17 protein-coding genes are annotated in these 22,227 nt (G+C 64.2%); 2 read left to right on the top strand and 15 right to left on the bottom strand.

What is annotated here, in order from left to right:
* Positions 1–6 precede the first annotated feature (6 nt).
* The 6 genes from RQH86_RS18685 to RQH86_RS18710 all read right to left on the bottom strand — a co-directional run bounded on the left by RQH86_RS18685 (position 7) and on the right by RQH86_RS18710 (position 6,346).
* A complete protein-coding gene (locus RQH86_RS18685; RefSeq protein ID WP_055848668.1) occupies positions 7–1,026 on the bottom strand; it encodes a MoxR family ATPase in 1,020 nt (339 codons plus the stop codon).
* A 288-nt stretch (positions 1,027–1,314) separates the two neighbouring features.
* Positions 1,315–3,291, bottom strand: coding sequence for a type IV pilus secretin PilQ family protein (locus RQH86_RS18690; RefSeq protein ID WP_311240489.1), 1,977 nt, complete (start codon positions 3,289–3,291; stop codon positions 1,315–1,317).
* A 19-nt stretch (positions 3,292–3,310) separates the two neighbouring features.
* The gene (locus RQH86_RS18695) at positions 3,311–3,844 is read right to left on the bottom strand and encodes a pilus assembly protein PilP (protein WP_311240490.1); all 534 of its coding nucleotides are present in this window, start codon (positions 3,842–3,844) and stop codon (positions 3,311–3,313) included.
* Positions 3,841–4,506: a type 4a pilus biogenesis protein PilO gene (locus tag RQH86_RS18700; RefSeq protein ID WP_311240491.1), complete on the bottom strand. Its 666-nt coding sequence runs from the start codon at positions 4,504–4,506 to the stop codon at positions 3,841–3,843. Before RQH86_RS18700 ends, RQH86_RS18695 begins: the two co-directional genes overlap by 4 nt.
* The gene (locus RQH86_RS18705) at positions 4,503–5,288 is read right to left on the bottom strand and encodes a PilN domain-containing protein (protein ID WP_311240492.1); all 786 of its coding nucleotides are present in this window, start codon (positions 5,286–5,288) and stop codon (positions 4,503–4,505) included. Before RQH86_RS18705 ends, RQH86_RS18700 begins: the two co-directional genes overlap by 4 nt.
* Positions 5,288–6,346: a pilus assembly protein PilM gene (locus RQH86_RS18710; RefSeq protein ID WP_055848653.1), complete on the bottom strand. Its 1,059-nt coding sequence runs from the start codon at positions 6,344–6,346 to the stop codon at positions 5,288–5,290. Before RQH86_RS18710 ends, RQH86_RS18705 begins: the two co-directional genes overlap by 1 nt.
* Positions 6,347–6,465: 119 nt before the next feature.
* On the opposite strand from RQH86_RS18710, the gene RQH86_RS18715 reads away from it, so the two are divergent.
* Positions 6,466–8,991, top strand: a complete 2,526-nt coding sequence (locus RQH86_RS18715) for a penicillin-binding protein 1A (protein ID WP_311240496.1) — start codon at positions 6,466–6,468, stop codon at positions 8,989–8,991.
* Positions 8,992–9,482: 491 nt separating this feature from the next.
* Positions 9,483–10,130 (top strand): hypothetical protein, encoded by a 648-nt coding sequence (locus RQH86_RS18720; RefSeq protein ID WP_311240493.1) that lies wholly within the window; start codon positions 9,483–9,485, stop codon positions 10,128–10,130.
* A 176-nt stretch (positions 10,131–10,306) separates the two neighbouring features.
* Here the strand turns inward: RQH86_RS18720 and RQH86_RS18725 are convergent, their stop codons facing one another.
* From RQH86_RS18725 to RQH86_RS18765, 9 genes are all read right to left on the bottom strand, one after another.
* Entirely contained in the window at positions 10,307–11,596 is a 1,290-nt protein-coding gene (locus RQH86_RS18725; protein ID WP_039409911.1) for a citrate synthase, read from the bottom strand.
* Between the two features lie 229 nt (positions 11,597–11,825).
* Positions 11,826–12,068, bottom strand: coding sequence for a type B 50S ribosomal protein L31 (locus tag RQH86_RS18730; protein WP_010364531.1), 243 nt, complete (start codon positions 12,066–12,068; stop codon positions 11,826–11,828).
* Positions 12,069–12,139: 71 nt separating this feature from the next.
* Positions 12,140–13,078 carry a nucleoside hydrolase gene (locus RQH86_RS18735; protein ID WP_055848642.1) on the bottom strand — a complete coding sequence of 313 codons (939 nt, stop codon included), beginning with the start codon at positions 13,076–13,078 and terminating at the stop codon, positions 12,140–12,142.
* A gap of 145 nt (positions 13,079–13,223) precedes the next feature.
* Positions 13,224–15,368, bottom strand: a complete 2,145-nt coding sequence (gene recG / locus RQH86_RS18740) for an ATP-dependent DNA helicase RecG (protein WP_055848639.1) — start codon at positions 15,366–15,368, stop codon at positions 13,224–13,226.
* A 39-nt stretch (positions 15,369–15,407) separates the two neighbouring features.
* Positions 15,408–15,788, bottom strand: a complete 381-nt coding sequence (locus RQH86_RS18745; protein WP_022972872.1) for a RidA family protein — start codon at positions 15,786–15,788, stop codon at positions 15,408–15,410.
* A 705-nt stretch (positions 15,789–16,493) separates the two neighbouring features.
* Complete coding sequence (gene garD, locus RQH86_RS18750; protein ID WP_311240249.1) at positions 16,494–18,035, bottom strand: galactarate dehydratase; 1,542 nt, start codon at positions 18,033–18,035, stop codon at positions 16,494–16,496.
* 35 nt (positions 18,036–18,070) lie between these two features.
* The gene (locus tag RQH86_RS18755) at positions 18,071–19,342 is read right to left on the bottom strand and encodes an OprD family porin (RefSeq protein WP_311240250.1); all 1,272 of its coding nucleotides are present in this window, start codon (positions 19,340–19,342) and stop codon (positions 18,071–18,073) included.
* A gap of 76 nt (positions 19,343–19,418) precedes the next feature.
* Entirely contained in the window at positions 19,419–20,774 is a 1,356-nt protein-coding gene (gene gudD / locus RQH86_RS18760) for a glucarate dehydratase (RefSeq protein ID WP_311240251.1), read from the bottom strand.
* 19 nt (positions 20,775–20,793) lie between these two features.
* Complete coding sequence (locus RQH86_RS18765; RefSeq protein ID WP_311240252.1) at positions 20,794–22,173, bottom strand: MFS transporter; 1,380 nt, start codon at positions 22,171–22,173, stop codon at positions 20,794–20,796.
* Between the last annotated feature and the right edge of the window lie 54 nt (positions 22,174–22,227).

Below are 22,227 nucleotides of genomic sequence, written 5' to 3' on the forward strand. Positions count from 1 at the left end.
GCCCGATCAGGGCAGCGGAATCTTGTCCAGCAACGCAGCGACCAGGCGTTCGCCATCCCAGCCTTCCGCCGTGGCCTCGTAACTGGGCAACACGCGGTGGCGCAGCACGTCCGGCGCAATGGCGCGAATGTCGTCCGGGGTCACGTAGTCGCGCCCGGCCAGCCACGCACGCGCACGCGCACAGCGCTCCAGCGCAATCGAGCCACGCGGGCTCGCGCCCCAGGCAATTCGCCGCGCCAATGCAGGGTCGTAACGTTGCGGATCACGCGAGGCCAGCACGATTTCGATCAGATAGCGCTCGAGCTGTGGCGCCAGATGCACATCCAGCACCACACGTCGTGCGGCGAAGACGTCTTCCAGCGGAATCTTGTCCGGCACGGTCTCGTGCTTTTCCAGCGTGTCGCGCGCCGCTTCGCGTGCCAGACGCAGAATTTCTGCCTCCGCATCGGCCTGCGGATAACCGATACGCACATGCATCAGGAACCGATCCAGTTGCGCCTCGGGCAGCGGGAACGTGCCTTCCTGCTCGATCGGGTTCTGTGTCGCCATCACCAGGAACAGCTGCGGCAGCGCATAGGTATGACGACCGACAGTGACCTGTCGCTCCCCCATCGCTTCCAGCAACGCAGACTGCACTTTGGCGGGCGCGCGATTTATCTCGTCGGCCAGCAGGATGGGATGGAAGATCGGCCCTGGCATGAACTCGAAACGGCTGTCCTGCGGACGCCAGATCTCGGTACCTGTCAGATCGGAGGGCAACAGGTCCGGGGTGAACTGCACCCGCGCGAAGTCGGCTTCCAGTCGCGAGGCCAGCGCACGGATCGCGGTGGTTTTGGCCAACCCTGGCGCGCCCTCGACCAGCAAATGGCCATCGGCCAGCAAGGCGATCAGCAGCCGCTCGACCAGCGCAGACTGACCGACGATGCGCTGCGCCAATGACTCGCGCAGAGAAGTGAATTGACGATGCAGCCGGTCCTCGGCGGGCGCGGCAGCGGCTTCGGGGGGCAATAGCGGCGGTGCGTTCATAGGACCAGTGTGACCGATTCGAACGCAATTGGTTCACTTGCCGATGGCGAGAGGTTCAGTGAGTGACCGGGGTCATGCTCCCACCCAAGCCCTAGCGAGCGTGACCATTTACCGGTTAACAGCGCAGGGCAAACCTGAGAAGCAGAGATCTGGATAGATGCTCAGACGAGCATCAGACTATGCATACACCGCGCTCGGATGCGCGCTTGGCAGCACTCAAGCAGTCTCTAAAAAGTAGACCCTGAAAAAGAAGAAGGCCGCTTTCGCGGCCTCCTTCATGCATTGCGTTCAGCGCGCTGCGCTTGCCACTCGCAATACCTTTGGGGTGACAAAGACCAACAACTCGGCCTTTTCCTTGCTGCGCCCACGCTTCTTGAACAGATTGCCCAGGAAGGGGATATCGCCCAGAAACGGCACCTTCGACACGCTTTCACGATCCGTGAATTCGTATACACCACCGATCACTACCGTCTCGCCATCACCCACCAACACTGCCGTGTTGACTTCCCGACGGTTAATTTCCGGCACGGTACCGTACTGCGGCAGGTCGATAAATCGCGCAACCTCATCCTTTTTGACATTCATGTTTAAGAACACGCGATTGTCGTTCGTAATCGTCGGCGTGACCTTCAGTTCAAGCAGGACTTCCTTGAACTGCACATTGGCCTGGGACCCAGCACCTGCACCGGCCCCGCTAATGGTTACATAACCAATTTCGCGACCCTGCTTGATCACGCCTTCACGTTGATTTGCAGTCACGATACGCGGATTGGAGACCACTTCGCCACGCCCTTCCTCCTGCATCGCTGACAGCTCGATATCCAGATTAAAGTTCGAACCCAACAACGTATATGCCAACCCAGCCGCATTGCTATTGGTAAACCCACCAGCACCCAGATCAATATTTAAGCCCGACGGGAACAAAAATGCTGGCAGCGTACTACTGGTACCAGGGGTTGTGGGCGTCCGAGTATTATTAATCTCATTATTTCGCTGAGCCAGCGTATTTCGGTAATTATTCGCACTTTCAAGCGAGCCACTTAGAATTCCACGCCCAGTTGCACCTGAAATTCCGAATCTCGCACCCAGATCCCGCGCGAACGTATCTGTCGCGATCACGATCCGGCTTTCGATCAACACCTGATCAACCGGGCGATCAATATGCGAGATCAACTCGCGCATCTGCGCGACCTTCTTCGGAATATCGCTAATCATCAGGGTATTGGTGCGCTCATCGGCCACCAAACGGCCGCGTGGCGAGAGGAAACCGTTGTCCTGCTGACCTGCACCGCCTTGTCCGCCCTGACCGCCACCACCGCCACCGCCACCGCCACCGCCACCGCCAATGCCCTTCGCCTCGGTCAGCGCTTTAAAGATCACCGCAGCATTGTGGTAATTGATCTGCACGTAGTCGGTGATCAAATCCTCGCGGTTTTCGATCGCGATGCGGGCGTCTTCCTTGTCCTGCTCGAACTTGGCCAACTCCGGCTGCGGGGCGACCCACACCACACCACCGTCGCGGCGCTTGTCCAGGCCCTTGGCCCGCAGCACGATGTCCAGCGCCTGATCCCACGGCACGTTCATCAAGCGCAGCGTGACATTGCCCTGCACGGTGTCGGAGGCGACGATGTTGAGATTGGATTCCTCGGCGATCAGCTGCAGCACGGTGCGCACCGGCACGTCCTGGAAGTTGAACGTCACCGGGCGACCGCTGTAGCCGCGCGCTGCAATCTGCGCGGCGGCCTGGGTCACCGCTGCCGAGCTCACGCCGCCGACGGCCGGCTGGCCCTTGCGCGGAGTGATCTCGACCACGTACTCGTTGCCGGTCTGATAGGCCAGCGAGTCGAACGCACCCTTGGTCGACAGCACCAATTGCGAACCCGAGCCAGAAGGCTTGACCTCCACACGCTGTACCGGCGTTGCAAAGTCGGTGACGTTGAGCGGGCGCTGCAGTTCCGGCGGAAGCTTGGCGTTGCTGATATCCACCAGCACGCTGTCGCCTTGGGTGCGCAGGTCCGGGCTGGCGCCCTGACCGTCGAACTTCAGGATCAGACGGCCAGCGCCATCTTCGCCGCGTTTGAAATCGATCTTGGACACCGTCAGGCTCGCCGGAGCGGCCTTGGCCGGGTCCTGCGCAGGCTGGGTCAACGCGGCGGCTGCGAACGAGCTGCCACTGGCCAGCGCCAGCGCTAATCCCAACGCGCAAGCCTGGAGCATCGCGTGGCGTCGAACCGGACGCAGCCGCTGTGCATTGGAAAACGTCATCGTGCTATCCCCTATCACTTTATTGATCATCCAATGCGAGTGCGGCCGGCCGTTCAAGCCATCCACCCGCACCGTCCGGCACAAGTTCAATCAGCTCGATGCGGTCTTCGTAGACCCCGGTTACCCGGCCATCGCTCTGTCCCAGATACACACCCGGCCGCACCCGGTACGTCACCTTGTCCGGTGCCATCACCAGCGCGATCAGACCCGAGCCGCCTCCAATGGTCCCCACCATGTCGAGGGCGTCGAGCGGGAAGGCTTCCAACGGTTCCTTGCGCCGGTTCGGATCGGGCCGCGTGCCATTGCTGCCTTCCGCAGTCACCCACGCATCGCTGAACGGGTCGCGCATCACTTGTGCTGCGTATTCGAATGTCTCGAACTGCTGCATCACCGGCAGCGGCTCCAGCGGTGGCGCAGGACGCGCACGCACTTCGGCCACCCAGGCCTCCAGATTCGGCGCATCGCCGGGCGTGCTGGTCACGCCACGCGTACACGCCGGCAATACTGCAATTAGCGCCACGCAGGACAATATCTTGAGCAATTTCATGATCATTGGCCGCCCTTCTTCGCAGCGTCGGCCGCAGCCTTCTCCTGTACGGCCATTTCCTCATCGTCCAGATAACGATAGGTCTTGACCGTGCCGGACAGCTCCAGTGCACCGCGCGGCGTGATGCCGGCCTTGGCATCCCTGGGCTTGAGGTTGATGTCGTGCATGGTCAGGATCACCACGCGCGGCAGCGAGGCCACGCCGCTGACGAAGGCACCGAACTGGTGGTAGCTGCCCACCATGCGCAGAGCGATCGGCTTCTCGGCGTAGAACTCCTTCGGCGATTCCGGACCAGGCTGGAACAACTCGTTCGACAAGCCGCTGGATAGCGCGGTCTGCGAGATGTCAATGATCAGATCCGGCATTTCGGTCTTGCTGGGCAGCTGACGCAGCATCTGCTGCAGCACCTGTTCCATCTGCGCGAGCTGCTGCTTGAGTGGTTCCAGATTCACCGCACGCCCCTGCTGGGTCTCGAACTCCGTACGCAGCGAGGATTCGGTGCCTTCCAGTGCTTCCAGTTCGTCGCGTTTGCTGCTGATCAACAGGAACCAGGCCAGCACCATGATGAACAGGCCGACCACCACGCAGAACACGATGCGTGCCTGCTGCGGCCAACCGCCGATGTTGTTGAAGTCCAGATCGCTGAGCTTGAATGATTTCTTACTCATGACGCCGCCCCCTCCTGCGGCCGATTGGCAGGCGCCGGCGCTGCCTGCGGTGCAGCTGCAGGTGCGCTCGGCGGCGTTGCTGGCGCAGACGCCGCTGCAGGAGCAGCAGGCGTCGTACCGGCCGGCGTTGCACCTGGTGCGGCAGTCCCCGGCGCAGCCGGATCCACCACCGCGGGCGCGGCGCCGTTCTTGTCAGTCTCGTTCGGGTTGGCCAGCTTGACCTTCAGCGTGAACACGTACGGCAACGCCTTGGTGTCCATCGACGAAGCCGCAGGCTGGCCGGCCGCCTTGTCCTGGCTCTTGGCCTCGATGATCGACAGGTCCGGATTGGTCATCCAGCCCGAGCCTTCCAGATTGCGCATGTACGCACTGACGCGCGCATTGGACTGCGAGCGACCTTCCAGGGTCAGGATGTCGCCGTCCTGCTTGATGTTGGTCAGCGCCACGCCATCGGGAATGGTGCGGACCAGCGAATCGAACAGGTGCACCATCTGCGAGCGGTTGGCCTGCAGTTCCTCGATGACTTTCTTGCGGGCGAGCAGACGGTCCTTTTTCTTGTCGAGTTCCTTGATCTCTTCGTTCTGCGCCTTGACCTTGTCGATCTCGGCGGTCAGGAACGCATTGCGCTCGGTCTGCCCACTGATCTGCCCGTCGTAGTAGAACCAGATCAGCGCCGACAACAACACGCCGCCCAACGCGGCGAAGCCCAGCATGGAATAGAACTCACGCTCGCGCGCCTTCCGGCGCTCGGCGCGCCAGGGCAATAGATTGATTCTTGCCATCAGTCAAAGCTCCTCAGGGCCAGGCCGGTGGCGATCATCAATGCAGGCGCATCCAGCGCCAGCGCGTGGGCCTGAACCTTCGGACCCAGCGTCATCTGCGCAAGCGGGTTGGCGACCACGGTGGTCACGCCCAGCTGCTCTTCCACCATCTCCGGCAGACGCGACAGCGCGGCGCAACCGCCGGCCAGCACGATGCAGTCGACGCGATTGAACTCGCTGCCCGCATAGAAGAACTGCAGCAAACGGCTGATCTGCTGCACCGTCGCTTCCTTGAACGGCTCCAGCACTTCGACCTCGTAGCTCTCCGGCAACCCGCCCTGACGCTTGGCCAGGCCGGCTTCTTCGTAGGTCAGGCCATAGCGGCGCATCACTTCGTCGGTGAGCTGCTTGCCGCCGAACACCTGTTCGCGGCTGTACAGGCTACGACCGGAGCGCAGCACGCTCAGCGTGGTCATGGTGGCGCCGATGTCGACCAGGGCCACCACCGCATCGGCGGCCACCGGCAGTTCGCTGGCGACCAGGGCAAAGGCGTTTTCGACCGCGAAGGCCTCCACGTCCATCACCTTGGCGGTGAGACCACCGAGTTCCAGCGCCGATTGGCGCAGCTCCACATTCTCCGAGCGCGAGGCGGCCAGCAGCACCTGGACCATGTCCGGGCTGTTGGGCATCGGGCCGAGCACCTCGAAGTCGAGATTCACTTCCTCGATCGGGTACGGAATGTAATTGGTGGCTTCCAGTTCGACCTGGGCCTCCAGATCGCTGTCGTCCAGATCGGCCGGCATCGGGATCAACTTGGTGATCACCGCCGACCCGGCCACGGCCGCAGCGGCATTCTTGGCCTTGCTGCCGGAGCGGTTGATGGCGCGGCGAATGGCTTCGCCCACCGCCTCCACTTCGACGATGTTCTTTTCCACCACCGCATTCGGCGGCAATGGTTCCACCGCGTAATGTTCCACGCGATAACGGTTCCCGCTGCGCGACAGCTGCAAGAGCTTCACGGCAGTAGAACTAATGTCGACACCAATGAGTGGCGACTGACTCTTGGGTAAAAGCCCCACGGTAACTCCCCTGCCGACGGGCACTTGGACGCATGTCTGCGCCCTCGTATTAATAATCAAATTTTAACAGTTGACAAGCCCTTCACGCGCCAGGCAATGACCTCGCGAACGTGACCCCAGTGCTGTCTTCTGCGATCCCCAGAGTTCGGCCCCAGCCAAACTCGGCGTCATCTATACTCTGTGGCCAAGAAATCTGCAATCGGAATCTCTCTTACATGCCCCGTATTCGCCGTTGGCTGGGCTGGATCCTGGCCACGCTCGTTGTGCTCGCACTGCTCGGCGCTATTGCTGCCGGCGGCCTGTATTACGCCATTTCCTCGAAGTTGCCGGACGTGCAGTCGCTCAAGCGGGTCGAGCTGCAGGAGCCGATGTACGTCTATTCCAGCGATGGCCGGCTGATGGCCGTCTATGGCGAGACCCGGCGCTACCCGATACAGATGAAGGACGTGCCGCTGCGCTTGAAGCAGGCCTTCCTGGCGACCGAGGATGCGCGCTTCTACGAACACGGGGGCGTGGACTACAAGGGCATCGCCCGCGCAGTGTGGCTGCTGGCCAGCACCGACGCCAAGCGCGTGCCGGGCGGCTCGACCATCACCCAGCAGGTGGCGCGGCAGTTCTTCCTCAGCTCCGAATACAGCTACACCCGCAAGCTGGCCGAGATCCTGCTGGCGCGCAAGATCGAGAGCGAACTGAGCAAGGACGAGATCTTCGAGCTGTATCTCAACAAGAGCTTCTTCGGCAACCGCGCCTACGGCGTCGGTGCCGCTGCCGAGTACTACTACGGCAAGAAGATGAGCGAGTTGAGCCTGGACGAGATGGCCTCGCTGGCCGGCATCCCCAAGTTCCCGTCCAGCGGCAACCCGATCAGCAACCCCGAGCGCGCGCGCGAACGCCGCGACTACTACGTGCTGCAGCGCATGGCCGACCTGGGCTTCGTGACCCAGGCCGAGTCCGACGCCGCCAAGGCGGTGCCGATGCACGCCAAGCCGCACGAGCCGCCTGTCGAGGTGTACGCCCCGTACGTGGCCGAGCTGGTGCGCCAGGAGATGATCGCCAAATACGGCGGCGATGTGCTCAACAAGGGTTACCACGTCACCACCACCATCGATTCCACCTTGCAGACCGGTGCCGATGCTGCGATCAGCGAAGGCCTGCGACTGTACGACCACCGCCACGGCTGGCACGGTGTGGAGCAGCATTTCGATGTTGCCGCCGATGCCGATGCGCCGGCATTGGCCAAGCATCTGTCGGGCGTGTTTACTCAGGGCGGCCTGCGCGCAGTGATCGTGGCGCGCACCAATGCCGACGGCGGCGTCACCGTCGTGCAGAGCGACAAGACCGAGCTGACCCTGCCGGCCAGCGCCAGCCGCTGGACCAACAAGACCCCGGCCAAGTTGCTGACGCGCGGCGACCTGACCCGCATCCGTGCCGGCGAGAAGGACGGCGAATGGATCATCGACCAGCTGCCGCGCGGCCAGGCGGCGCTGGTGTCGCTGGATGCCAACAGCGGCGCACTGCGCGCCCTGGTCGGCGGCTTCAGCTTTGCCGGCAACAAGTTCAATCGCGCCACCCAGGCACGCCGCCAGCCAGGTTCCAGCTTCAAGCCGTTCGTGTATGCCTCGGCGTTCGAAAAGGGCTTCAACCCGGCCTCGATCGTGCTGGATGCGCCGGTGGTGTTCCGCGATCGTCGCGGCAAGACCTGGTCGCCGCAGAACGACGGCGGCGGCTTCCGCGGCCCGATGCGGCTGCGCGAGGCGTTGGTGCAATCGCGTAACCTGGTGTCGGTGCGCCTGCTGGATGCGATCGGCGTCGATTTTGCACGTAAATACATCAGCCAGTTCGGTTTCCAGGAAGCCGAGTTGCCGCCGAACCTGTCGATGTCGCTGGGCACCGCGTCGCTGACGCCGCTGTCGGTGGCGCGCGGCTACGCGGTGTTCGCCAATGGCGGCTCGCGCGTGGACACCTGGATCGTGGACGAGGTGAAAGACCGCGACGGCAATGTGGTGTTCAAGGAAGTGCCCGCGGTGGCCTGCCGCACCTGCGCGTTGCAGGGCGGCACCGCCGCGCCGGTGAGCCAGGTAGTGGACGGGTTCAACTTCGGCGCCCAGGCGCCGGCCACGCCGCCCGCGGCTCCGACTGCCGATGCAGCGCCGACGCCAGCAGAAACCGCGCCTGCGGCGATTGCCGAAACCAAGATCGCACCGCGCGCCATCGATGCGCGTACCGCTTACCAGCTGGTGTCGATGATGCGCGACGTAGTCCAGCGCGGCACCGGCACGGCGGCCAAGGTGCTGGGACGCGAAGACGTGGGCGGCAAGACCGGCTCGACCAACGATCACCGCGACGCCTGGTTCTCCGGCTTCGGCGGCCCGTACGCCACCACCGTGTGGGTCGGCCGCGACGACTTCCGTTCGTTGGGCTATCGCGAGTACGGCGGCAAGGCCGCACTGCCGATCTGGATCGACTACATGCGCGTGGCATTGAAGGACAAGCCGATCGCCGCCAACGACCCGCCCGAGGGCATGACCCAGGCCACCATCAATGGCGCGGTCGAATGGGTCAAGAACGAGGATCTGGATCGTCTGCAGGATTACGACTACGGCCTGCAGGAACAGCAGGACGAGAAGGCTTTCGATATCTTCTGACGACGGGAATCGGGAATCGTGAGTGGGGAATCGTGACGGCGCGGCTGTCCGGTTCCCCATTTTTTTGGGCGAGTTTTTGGCAACTGCACGAGTCACCCATGAGTGACGCTGGAGCCGGGCGCGACGCGCTGCTTACTGACCAGCCCTGGCTGGGCGGACATAGCCGGCGACGCTACACGCTGTCCCTTGCTACGCACCAGCCCGGTCGCCAACGCACTGCCCGGACCGATCTTTTGCGCGAGCCGGCAAGCGCAGCAGCTGTTTGAGCACGCACCATCGCCACTCGCTGCTGACCTGGTTGCCGGCGCGGCAGCGCCTGCATCTCACCGGTTGATGCGCTCCTCCCGAAGCTGCGGCCGTGCCCTCCGACACGCAAGGTATCGGCATCGCGCTCCTACGCGATCGCTTCCTCGGAGTGGCCGGGAAGCATTCGCCACGTTTTCATGCGGCTGTTGTAGAGTCGAGCTCAGGTTCATCAGGGGAGCCCGGTCATGCATCACGCACGCCAACACGCCGATACGCGCACCCGAGAACGCCGTCATCGGCTCGCCCACGAGGCCGCCAGATTGATGGCAGAAGGCGGTATCCGCGATTTCCACCAGGCCAAGCTCAAGGCCGCCAGCCGGCTCGGCATCCATGACGACGCATCGCTGCCGCGCAATCGCGAGATCGAAGACGCACTGCGCGAATACCAACGTCTGTTCGCCGGGCCCGACCACGCAGCGCGATTGCGTCAACGCCGCGAAGCCGCCTTGCGTGCGCTGGATTTTCTCCGCTCATTCCAGCCGCGGCTGACCGGCCCGGTCCTGGATGGCACCGCCGATGCAAACGCCCCGGTACAACTGCAGCTGCATAGCGACGACCCGGACGCGGTGCAGCGATTTCTGGAAGAACACCGCATCCCTGCCGAGGCGCGCACGCGCCGTCTGCGACTGGACCGCGAGCGTAACGGCGACTTCCCGGTCTGGCTGTTCAGTGCCGAGGAACTGACCTTCGACCTGACCGTGCTGCCCTACGACGCCCTGCGCCAGGCGCCGCTGTCGCAGCTGGACGAAAAACCGATGCCTCGCGCCTCGGCTGCACAGCTGCGGCAGTTGCTTGCCGACCAGGAGAGTGTCGCCTACCAGCAGCGGGAGTGAGCGCACGCGCGCAAGCGCTCCACTGCTGAGCGCGCCATCAGCACTCACCCGGCGACTGCGCTACGTTTTACCAGCCACTCTTGGCAAGCGCGCCCTGCTCCACTAAACGCACCAGGCCACAACGAAAACGCCCCGCAAGTGCGGGGCGTTCGTTTACGCAGACGACTTTGAGCCGATTAACGCTTGGCGCTGTCGGTGTAATCGCGCTTGTCATAGCCGGTGTAGATCTGGCGCGGACGGCCGATCTTCATTTCCGGGTCGACCTGCTGCTCCAGCCAATGCGACACCCAACCAGCGGTGCGCGCGATGGCAAACATCACGGTGAACATTTCCACCGGGATATTGAGCGCCTTGTAGATCAGGCCCGAATAGAAGTCGACGTTCGGATACAGCTTACGCTGCACGAAGTAATCGTCCTTCAGCGCGGCTTCTTCCAGCTTCAACGCCACTTCCAGCAGCGGATCGTTGACGCCCAGCTCGCCCAGCACCTTGTGGGTCATCTCGCGGATGATCTTGGCGCGCGGATCGAAGTTCTTGTAGACGCGGTGACCGAAGCCCATCAGACGGAACGAGGAGTTCTTGTCCTTGGCCTTGGCCACGGCCGACTCGACGTTATCGGCAGTGCCGATCTCTTCGAGCATCTTCAGCACCGCTTCGTTGGCGCCACCGTGTGCCGGGCCCCACAGTGCGGTGATGCCGGCAGCGACCGACGCGTACGGATTGGCACCGGTCGAACCGACCAGACGCACGGTCGAGGTCGAGGCATTCTGCTCGTGATCGGCGTGCAGAATGAACAGCAGGTCCAGCGCCTTGGCGACAACCGGGTTGATCTCCAGCGGCTCGCTCGGCACTTCGAACATCATGTGCAGGAAGCGGTCGACGTAGTTCAGGTTGTTGCGCGGATAGCGGATCGGCCAGCCGATCGAGTAACGATACGCCGCAGCCGCCAGGGTCGGCACCTTGGCGATCAGACGGATGGCGGCCTGACGGCGCTGCTCCGGATCGTTGAGGTCCAGGGTGTCGTGGTAGAACGCCGACAGCGAGGCGACCGAACCGGCCAGCATGGCCATCGGGTGCGCATCGTGGCGGAAACCGCCGAGGAAGTTCTTCAGCGACTCGTGCATCATCGTGTGATGCGTCACTTCGTGGTCGAACTTCTTGAATTCGTCCGCCGTGGGCAGTTCGCCGTTCATCAGCAGGTACGAAACTTCCAGGAAGCTGGACTTCTCGGCGAGCTGTTCGATCGGATAGCCGCGGTACAACAACACGCCGTTGTCGCCATCGATATAGGTGATGGCCGACTTGCAACTGGCGGTGGCGGTAAAGCCCGAGTCGTAGGTGAACAGACCGGTTTCTTTGGTCAGCTTGGAAATATCGACGCAATCATTGCCCAACGTGGGCTTGAGAACCGGCAGAACAACCGACTTGTCGCCGGCGTTGAGCGTGACCTGATCAAGATCGGACACTGTGTACGCTCCTTCAGTGGAAGGCGCCTGATCCCACATGGGCAGGCACGTGATGGAAGTCCAAGGCATCGCCTCGGATCACGTCATTATCGCACAGCAGCATTTTGGCCGTCGCTTGGACAGAAGTCGTAGACGCACCTGTCGGGACCACGCAAACGAAGCGCCCACGCCCCAAAAAACAACGGCCGCGCAATGCGCGGCCGTTGTCGGTACAGCCCGTCCTGCAAGTTCAGCGCGCGTAGCGCTTCTGGAACTTGTCGATACGGCCGCCGGTGTCGATCACCTTGTGCTTGCCGGTATAGAACGGGTGCGACGCGGAGGAAATTTCCACCTTGATCAGCGGATATTCCTGGCCGTCTTCCCACTTCACGGTCTCTTTCGAGCCCATGGTGGAACGGGTCAGAATCTTGAAATCGGACGTCACGTCGTGAAAGACGACGTCTTTGTAGTTGGGATGCACGTTATCTTTCATGGACTTGGCGCCGGGCTGCCTGGATAAGCCGGTCATTATAGCGGCCTGCATCCGCCCGGCGCAAGTTGGCCCTAGACGCCCGCCAATGCCGCCCCGACCAGGCCGTAGAACCGCTGGCGGTCGTACTCCAGCAGCAGATTGGCATTGTCGGGCGAGCCGCCCTGCCGGTTCCAGTCCACCAGGGTCATGCCGCGGGTGTGCGTGCCGGACAATTCGATATGCACCGGGCGCTGCTCCAGACGCTGGGCGCCGTCCGGGTGCAGGGCGAACGCCATCGCCAGTGCGTCGGCGGCGTACCAGTACTCGCCGCGGCTGTCTTCGGACCACAGGCGGGTCTTGCGCGAGATTTCTTCGTAGAAGCGGGCGCGAGCGCTATCGGCGGCCAGCCATTGCTCGACATCGCGATGCAGCAGGCCGTGCGCGATGGTGGCTTCCCAGTCGGCCACGTCGAAGTGCGGGAAGCCACGGAACACGATGTGTGCGGCCTCCGGGTCGAAGCCGATGTTGAATTCAGCGGCAGGCGTGATGTTGCCGTGCCCGGTCAACGCCCCACCCATCACCACCAGCCGGCCGACGCGCTGCGGCAGGCTCGGGTCCAGGGTCAGCGCCAGGGCCAGATTGGTCAGCGGGCCCAGGGCGACCAGCAACAGCTCGCCCGCGTAGTCGTGCGACAGGCGCAGGATGGCGAGCGCAGCATGCTCGGCCTCGGCGCTGCGCTTGGCCGCCGGCAGGCCGACATCGCCGAAGCCATCGATGCCGTGCACGTGCGCCGCATCGACCGAGGGGTGCAACAGCGGCTGCGGGCAGCCGGCGTACACCGGCACATCCGCGCGGCCGGCGACCTCGCAGACCTTCAAGGCGTTGCGCACGGTGTGCTCCAGCCCCACGTTGCCGGCCGCGATGGTCAGGCCAACCACCTCGTGACGGGTGTCGTTGAAGGCCATCAGCAGCGCCAGCGCGTCATCCACGCCCGGGTCGGTGTCGATCAGCAGCGGTATCTTTTTTGTCATGGGAGTCGGGATTGGGCATTCGGGATTCGTTGCAGCATCTTCGCAAGGATCGGCCGGTCACGCGAACGCCCAGGATGTACAGGCGGCGGCAGCGCTTGCTTTTACGATTCCCGATTCCCGATTCCCGATTCCCGATTCCCACCACTCAAGCGGCGGCATACCGCACTGCGCTGCCGATCCAGCGTGCGACGACACGGTCGGCAATCTCCGGCGCTTCGGCCAGCAACCGCTCGGCCAGCACCTGCACGCGCGGCAGCAACCCGGCGTCGCGGGCCAGGTCGGCGATGCGGAAGCTGGCCAGACCAGTCTGCCGGGTACCGAGCAATTCGCCGGGACCGCGCAATTCCAGATCCTTTTCTGCAATCACAAACCCATCGTTGGTCTGGCGCATGGTTTCCAGGCGTTGGCGCGCCATCATGGACAGCGGCGCCTGATACAACAGCACGCAACTGGACGCTGCGGCGCCGCGGCCAACCCGGCCACGCAGCTGATGCAGCTGCGCCAAGCCGAGACGCTCGGCGTTTTCGATGATCATCAGCGAGGCGTTGGGCACGTCCACGCCGACTTCGATCACCGTGGTGGCGACCAGCAAATCGCTGCGGCGCTGCTTGAAATCGAGCATGGCCTTCTGCTTTTCGGCGGGCTTCATGCGGCCATGCACGAGCGCGACGCGCACGCCGGGCAACTGCGCCGATAAGGCCTCGAAGGTGACTTCGGCAGCCTGCGCTTCGATGCGCGGCGGGCCAGCCGGTGCGGCCTTGCCGGGGTCTTCGCTTTCTTCGATGAGCGTGCACACCCAATATGCCTGCCGTCCTTCGGCGCAGGCGGCGCGGATGCGTTCGACCAGATCGGGGCGCCGTTCTGCGCTCAGGACAATGGTCTGCACCGGCGTACGGCCGGGCGGCAGTTCGTCGATGGCCGACACGTCCAGATCGGCGTAGGTGGACATCGCCAGGGTGCGCGGGATCGGCGTGGCAGTCATCACCAGCTGATGCGGCACGCTGCCGGCGCCCGCCCCCTTGTCGCGCAGTGCCAGACGCTGATGCACACCGAAGCGGTGCTGCTCGTCGATGATGGCCAGCGCCAGGTCGTGGAAGACCACCGCTTCCTGCATCAAGGCATGCGTGCCGACCACCACCTGGGCCTGGCCGGAGGCGACCTCGGCCATCGCCGCAGCGCGCGCCTTGCCGGTGACCTTGCCAGCCAGCCAGACGATGCGCACACCTAGCGGCTCGAGCCAGCCGCGCAGGTTGGTGAGATGTTGCTCGGCCAGCAGTTCGGTGGGCGCGGCCAGTGCGACCTGCTTGCCCTGCTCCACCGCCAGCATCGCTGCCAGGGCCGCAACCACGGTCTTGCCGCTGCCGACATCGCCCTGCACCAGCCGCAGCATCGGCGAGGGCTGCGCCAGGTCGTGCGCGATCTGTTCGAACACGCGTTGCTGCGCACCGGTGAGCTGGAACGGCAATGCGGCGCGCAGCCGCTGCACCAGCGTGCCGTTGCCGGGCAACACAGGCGCATGGAACCGCTGCAGGGCGATGCGTTGGCGACGCAGGCTGAGTTGGTGCGCAAGCAGTTCTTCGAGCGCCAACCGCTGTTGTGCCGGGTGCCCGCCGGCGAGCAGCTGCTGCGGGTCGGTGTTCACCGGTGGGCGGTGCATGGTCAGTAATGCAGTGCGCAGCGAAGGCAGGTGTTCGTCCTGCAGCCAATGCGGCGGCAGCAATTCCAGTGCGGCTTCTGGCGGCAACCGCTCGAGCGCCTGGCCGATGAATTTGCGCAGCGTGGCCGGGCCGACGCCTTCGAGCACCGGATAGACCGGGTCCAGGCTGTCGCCCAGTTGCGCGTCTTCATCCGCCGCCAGCACGCGGTAACTGGGATGGACAATTTCCCAACCGTTCTGGCCGGGCTTGGGCGTGCCGAACACGCGCACGCGCGTGCCGACCGCAAACTGCGCGACCTGCGCGGCGCGAAAATGAAAGAAACGCAGCACCACGCTGCCGTGCGAGGCGTCCGAGATCGCCACGCGCAGCACCGGACGGAAGCGGAAGCCGCGCTCCACCGCCTCCACGCGCCCCTCGATCTGCGCCGGCACGCCGCTTTGCAACTGCGCGATCGTGGTCAGCCGGGTACGGTCTTCGTACCGCAGCGGCAGATGCAGCCACAGGTCCTGCACGCTCAGGATGCCGCGCGCGGCGAACTTGTCGGCCACTTTCGGGCCGACGCCGGGCAGGCTGGACAGCGGAGCCTGGCCGGCGACGGCCAGGCTCGGCGTGGCGACGCGCGCTCGCGGCACGGCGGGTCGGATCAGTCGCGCCGGATCACTCGAGCACCATCACTCGAGCACCATCACCGCATCGACTTCGAAACCGGCGCCCTTGGGCAGGCCGGAGACTTCGATGGTGGAACGCGCCGGGAACGGGGCCTGGAAGTAGTCCTGCATCACCGCATTGACGGCGGCGAACTGGCCCAGGTCGGTGAGATACAGACCCAGACGCACGATCTTGTCGAGCGAGCCACCGGCGGCTTCGGCCACGGCCTTGAGGTTGTCGAACGCGCGGCGCGCCTGCGCACCGATGTCGCCCGGTACGATCTCGCCGGTGGCCGGATCCAGCGGGATCTGCCCGGAGAAATACACGGTGTTGCCGGCGCGCACTGCCTGCGAGTAAGGGCCGATGGCGGCAGGCGCCTGGTCGGTATGGATGATCTGGGACATGGTGACTCCGTCAACACTGAAAACGAACGCACATTGTATCGGCGCATGCCGTTGACGGGCGAATGGGAGGATCTGCGGTGACGGCGCGAGGGCGTTGGCTGGTGGCGTAGCGGCGGGTTGCGTGGTGGGTTGGGTATCTTGCGATGGTGGTAATGGTGATGGTGGCCGTGGCTGTTTGTTTTCGCCTACGCGCGATGGTTTCGGTGCGGCTGTCCGTGTGCGTTGTTGGCGGCTGCGTGACGTGGCGGATGAGGCTGCGCACGTACCCTCATCCGCCCCTTCGGGGCACCTTCTCCCGGCGGGAGAAGGGAACAGTGAGCCCTCACCCGCCACGAGGGCATCTTCTGCCGATTGGAGAAGGGAAGTGGCGAGCCCCTTTGTTGCTGGGAACGGCTAGGCCCTCTTCTGCGGGAGGGGGTTGGGGTGAGGGTCCGGGCGAAGCCACGCCAAGTGAGTGGCGCCATGGCGCGGCAAGCGCTGCGTCGCCGCGATGCTCCAGGGATGCGAGAGATGGCGCGCAGTCGTCACGACGCGCGGATTCGTTCACGACACCGAGGACGCGCAGCCCCACACCGTCCACACCGACTCTGCACAGTCCACACCGACTCTGAAAAACCGACCACGCCTGCGCGACAGCGGAACAGTCGCGCCAAGGGTCGTGTCGTGCCGCCGCTCGGGACCGCAGAGACGCGCAAACCAGCAGGATTAGGTAATCGGCGCCGGATTGAACAAGGCCAGATCGTTATGCAGGCGGTGATGCTCGGTCCAGGTGCGCTGGCCGCTGGCTACGTCCAGATAGCGTTGGAACAACTCCCAGCCCAATTGCTCCAGCGTCTTGGCGCCGGTCGCCACGCCGCCGGCGTCGATGTCCATCAGGTCGGACCAGCGCTGCGCCAGTTCGCTGCGGGTGGCGACCTTGATCACTGGCACCATGGCCAGGCCGTACGGCGTGCCGCGCCCGGTGGTGAAGACATGCAGATTCATGCCGGCCGCCACCTGCAGCGTGCCGCAAACGAAATCGCTGGCTGGGGTTGCGCAGTACTGCAGCCCGCGTCCTTTGACGCGCTCGCCAGGCGGCACCACGCCATTGATCGGCGAGGCGCCGGATTTGGCGATCGAGCCCATTGCCTTTTCGACGATATTGGCCAGCCCGCCCTTCTTGTTGCCGGGCGTGGTGTTGGCGCTGCGGTCGGCCTGGCCGCGCGCCAGGTAGGCGTCGTACCAGGCCATTTCGCGCACCAGCGCCTTGGCCACGTCGGCAGTGGCGGCGCGCGGCACCAACAGGTGGATGCCGTCGCGCACTTCGGTATTTTCCGAGAACATCACCGTGGCACCGGCGCGCACCAACAGGTCGGCAGCCACGCCCATACCTGGGTTGGCGGTGACGCCGGAAAACGCATCGCTGCCGCCGCATTGCATGCCCACCACCAGTTCGCTGGCCGGCACGGTTTCGCGGCGACGCAGGTCCAGATGGCGTAGGCGTTCTTCGGCCATGGCCATGATCGAGCCCACCATGTCGGCAAACCCCAGACTGGCTTCCTGCAGGCGGTAGACGGCGCTGTCGTCGGCGCTGGCATCGTCCGGCAGCAGGCGCTCGGGTGCGAGTTTTTCGCAGCCCAGGCCCACGATCAGCGCCTGCCCGCCGAAGTTGGGGCTGCGCGCGATGTTGCGCAACGTGCGGATGGGGATGATGGCTTCGGGCGCGGTGATCGCCACGCCACAACCGTAGACGTGATTGACCGCCACCACGTCGTCGACATTGGGATACTTGGGCAGCAACTCGGTGCGAATGCGGTCCACCGCGTGACCGAGCACACCCACCACGCATTGCACGCTGGTCATGATGCCCAGGATGTTGCGCGTGCCGACGCTGCCATCGCGGTTGCGATAACCCTGGAAGGTGTAGCCCTCCAAGGGCTCGGGTGCGGGCGCCGCTTGCAGCGACAGATCCAGCGCAGCCAGATCGGGCGCTTCGGGCATGTCCAGCAGGTGCTCGCTCACCCAGGCGCCGCGCGCGATGTCGGCATTGGCGGTGCCGATCACTGCGCCCAGGCGGATCACCGGCGCACCGGCGGGCAGGTCGAACAGCGCCATCTTGTGGCCCTGCGGAATGTGTTCGATGGCGGTGAGCCCGTCCGGAAAAGTGGCACCGGCCGGCGCGCCGTCATCGTTGACGACAATGGCGACGTTGTCGCGCGCATGGGCGCGAATGCTGAGCCAACGAGTAGGTTGCGGGGTTGCGGACATCGTGGGGCTACCTTGCAAGCGTGGGGTGGAGTGCATTACCGGTCGGGGCTGTCGAACTGACGGCGGTACTGCAGGATCAAGCGGTTTTCATCGACATTGCGCTGGTAATTGGAGCGGAAGGTGCCGTTGAACCAGATGACGCTCACATGCTTGAAGCGCTCGCTCTGGAATTGATAGGTGGTCAAGACATCGCGGGCCCACTCGCGGCCTTCGCCGGCATAGGTTGCCGGCTGTGCATGGTCGCCGCTGATGTAGCGCGCCATGACGCTGAGCCCGGGGATGCCGATGCTCTTGCCATCGATGCTGTAACGCAGCTGCCAGCTGCGCTCGCCGCGTTCGAGAAAGTCGTTGATGAAGGTCCAGTTGAAGACATTTCCGTCGGTGCCGCCCGGCCAGGGCATGGCGCTGGGGCCGGACAGGCGTTGATAGCCGGCGCCGAATTCCTGCCCACCCGTGCGCCAGGACAGCATGCTGCTGAACATGCGGTTGTCGATCAACCCGGCACGCGATTGGCCGACATCGTCGGTGCGGAAATAGCGCAGGTCCACACGCAACTGATCCTTGCCGAATTTATGCGTCTGGATCAGGTTGTAGAGCTGCTGCCGGTAGATGTCTTCCATCACCGCGCCCTGATAGCGCAGCTGCGTGCCGGGTGCGACGCTGTAGGTAGCCGAGACCAGATTCAACGCATCCGAATCCGGCGTGCCCAGAAAGCGACGGTTCTTGTTGGTCAAGGTGATCGGCACACGCGAATCGCCGTCGCGGTACCAGGCGCTGGTGAAGCGGGCCAGCAGCAGATCGAGCTTGGGCACGTCCTTGGATTCCAGCGTCACGCCTTGAAACGTCTCCGGCATGATGCGGGTGATGCTGGCGCGCACCAGCGGCTCGTTGGGGATGAAGCTGCCCCACTTCAATTCGGTTTGCGAGGCGCGCAGCTTGAGCGTGGGTGCCACGCGCGCCAGCGCATGTTGCGCAGTGCCGTCGTCGTTATTGGGCAGCAGGCCGGTGCCGCCTTCGGCGCGCACGCCATCGAGCTTCAAATCGCCGATGCCGAGCAGATCCAGCCCTACTCCGATCGGGCCGTGCGTGTAGCCGCTCTTGGCATCCACCACGACGCCCTGCGCCCATTCGGCACGCTTGCCCTGCCCTTCGCCGCTGCGGAAATCGCGGTTGTAATAGAAGTTGAGCGCGGTGACCTCGGCCGTTGCGCCATTCCAGAATCCTGCGTCCGGTTCCTGCGCACGCGCACGTCCGCCCGCACCGACCGCCAGCAGCGCCGCGCTGCCGAGTGCCATTACATGTTTCATCGACCAGCTCTCCACCTGCCAGACCTCTTGGACGCAGCCGCTGCATGCCGTGCATTCGGCTGCAGCCACCGCACGGTTAGCGCACCAGGCACGGCCGCTTGTTGTCGAAGGTCCAGTTGGGAATCAAGGCCTGCATCGCGGCAGCATCATCGCGCGCGCCCAGGCTCAGACGTTGGTAAGTGCGATGCGCCGCTTCCAGCGCATCCATATCGAGTTCGACACCCAAACCGGGCTTTGCCGGCACCTGGATCTGGCCGCCGACGATCTGCAACGGGTGATGGGTCAGGCGTTGGCCGTCCTGCCAGATCCAGTGCGTGTCGATCGCGGTCACCTGCCCCGGCGCTGCGGCGGCCACGTGGGTGAACATCGCCAGCGAAATATCGAAGTGGTTGTTAGAATGCGAGCCCCAGGTCAGGCCCCAGTCGCGGCACAGTTGCGCCACCCGCACCGAGCCTTGCAACGTCCAGAAATGCGGGTCGGCCAGCGGGATATCCACCGACTGCAACTGGATGGCGTGGCCCATCTGCCGCCAGTCGGTGGCGATCATGTTGGTGGCGGTCGGCAAGCCGGTGGCGCGACGGAACTCGGCCATGATCTCGCGGCCGGAATACCCCTCCTGCGCACCGCAAGGGTCTTCGGCATAGGCCATCACGCCGTGCATGTCGCGGCACAGGGCAATGGCCTGATCCAGCGACCACGCGCCATTGGGGTCCAGCGTGATGCGCGCCTGCGGAAAACGTTCGTGCAACGCGACAATGGCCTCGATTTCGTCTTCGCCACGCAATACGCCGCCTTTGAGCTTGAAGTCGCGAAAGCCGTATTTTTCGTAGGCCGCTTCGGCCAGGCGCACGACCGATGCCGGCGTCAAGGCTTCCTGGTCGCGCACCGCCTCCCAGTCATCGCGGGCACCGCCACCGTCGCGATAGTCGAACCCGGTCTTGCGTCGGTCGCCAATGAAAAAGAGGTAGCCCAGCACGTCCACCGCGTCGCGTTGCTGGCCTTCGCCGAGCAGGGCGGCGACCGGTTGATCGAGGAATTGCCCCAGCAGATCCAGCAACGCCGATTCGATGGCGGTTACCGCGTGGATGGTGATGCGCAGATCGAAGGTCTGCAGACCACGTCCGGCGCTGTCGCGGTCTGCAAATGCGGTGCGCACCTGATTGAGGATGCGTTGATACTCGGCGATGGAGCGGTCGCGAATGAGCGGCGCTGCCTCGTGCAGCAAGCCGGCGATGGCTGCGCCGCCAGGCACTTCGCCCACGCCGGTACGGCCGGACGAATCGCGCAGCACCAGCACATTGCGGGTGAAGTACGGCGCGTGCGCGCCACTGAGGTTCAGCAGCATGCTGTCCTGGCCGGCGACCGGCACCACGCGGATGTCGGTGATGCGCGGCGTGGCGCCGATGCTTGCAGGTGCGGTGTGGATATTCATCGAAAGTCTCCGAAGACGGTCACAGCGGTGCGGGCACGGGCATGGACGGGCCGCCGGGCGGGGCCTTGAGTTCCACGCGCTTGATTTCACCCACCACCACCAGATAGGACACCACCGCCAGCAAGGCATTGAGCCCGACGAACACCAGCGCCCATTCGAAGGTGCCGGTGGTGGACACGATGTAGCCGATCACGATCGGCGTGGTGATGCCGGCGATGTTGCCGAAGGTATTGAACAGGCCACCGGACAAGCCGGCGATTTCCTTGGGCGAGGTGTCGGCCACCACCGCCCAGCCGAGTGCGCCGATGCCCTTGCCGAAGAAGGCCAGCGCCATCAGCCCGACCACCATCCATTCGGCCTGCACGTAGTTGCAGCCGATCATCGTCACCGACATCAACATGCCGACCACGATGGGCGTCTTGCGCGAGACGGTGAGCGAATAGCCACGCCGCACCATGCGGTCGGACACATAGCCGCCCAGCACGCCGCCGATAAAGCCGCACACCGCCGGCAACGAGGCCACAAAGCCGGCTTCCAGGATCGACATGCCGCGTTCCTTGACCAGATACACCGGAAACCAGGTCAGAAAGAAGTACGTCAGCGTGGTGATGCAGTACTGGCCGATGTACACGCCCAGCAACATGCGGTTGCACAACAGCTGTTTGGCGTAATGCCATTGCGTGCCCTTGGGCTGGCTACCGGGCTTGTTGCCCTGCTCCATGTCCACCAGCGCGCCGTTGCGCTGGATATAGTCCAGCTCCTGCGCGCTCAAGCGCGGATGTTCGCGCGGGGCATAGATGGTCTTGCGCCATACCAGCGCCAGCAACACACCCACCGCGCCCATCACCAGAAACACGTGTTCCCAGCCCCAGGCGTGCACCAGCCAGCCCATCAGCGGCGCGAAGGCCACGGTGGCGAAGTACTGCGCGGAATTGAAGATCGACGCCGCCAGGCCACGCTCGGCGGTAGGGAACCACGCCGCCACGATGCGGCTATTGCCCGGGAACGACGGCGCTTCGGCAATGCCGACCAGAAAGCGCAGCACGAACAAGGTGGTGACCGCCCAGGTCACAGGCACCCAATCGATAAAGCCCTGCAAGGCGGTGAACAGCGACCAGATCAGCAGCGACAGGCCGTACACGCGCCGCGAGCCGAAGCGATCGAGCAACCAGCCGCCGGGAATCTGCCCGGCCACATACGCCCAACCGAACGCAGAAAAAATGAAACCCATCTGCAGCGCGTCGATGCCCAGCGCATCCTGGACCGCGGAACCGGCGATGGACAAGGTGGCGCGATCTGCATAGTTGATCGTGGTCACCACGAACAACATCAGCAAGATCAGGTAGCGCCTGCGCGGAACCGTCGTTGAACCGACTGTCTTTGAATCGATAGCCATCATCGTTCCTCACCTATGACGATGGAAGCGCAGTGCGCTCCGGTACTCCAAGTGGCG

Origin of the sequence: Xanthomonas sp. WCS2018Noco2-27, assembly GCF_031843525.1 — a bacterium.
Classification (GTDB): Bacteria; Pseudomonadota; Gammaproteobacteria; order Xanthomonadales; family Xanthomonadaceae; genus Xanthomonas.